This window comes from Psychrobacter sp. CAL346-MNA-CIBAN-0220, assembly GCF_040309805.1.
Taxonomy (GTDB): Bacteria; Pseudomonadota; Gammaproteobacteria; order Pseudomonadales; family Moraxellaceae; genus Psychrobacter.
The window spans coordinates 1-304 of the sequence record NZ_JBEOPF010000082.1; the positions used below are offsets into that span (position 1 = coordinate 1).

A 304-nucleotide genomic window follows, 5' to 3' on the forward strand; every position below is an offset into this window, starting at 1 on the left:
TTTCAAGCCATTGTGCTCAATGATTTAAAACAACAACTCAATGAACAACAATTAAAACAGCATGCACAGGTCATCGAACAAGCTGGTTTATTATGTGTAATGCAAATAGATCAAGAACAGGAGTTTATCGTTGCTAGCCAATTAGCAGATATGCTGATATTAAGTGGTAAACAAATGTACAACCCGGACATGTTAACCTTAATTGGTTCCGTCAATTTGCCGGTAATATTAGAAAGAAACACCATGGCTAGTATCGATGATTGGCTACAAGCTGCCGATGCAGTCCTTAGTCACGGTAATCAAC

The 304-nt window shown here is 38.2% G+C and carries 1 protein-coding gene; it reads left to right on the forward strand.

All coding sequences use genetic code 11. The features are described 5' to 3' along the window. On the forward strand, positions 1-304 hold a 304-nt coding region (locus AAEY88_RS12780), incomplete at both ends, for a hypothetical protein (RefSeq protein ID WP_350562980.1).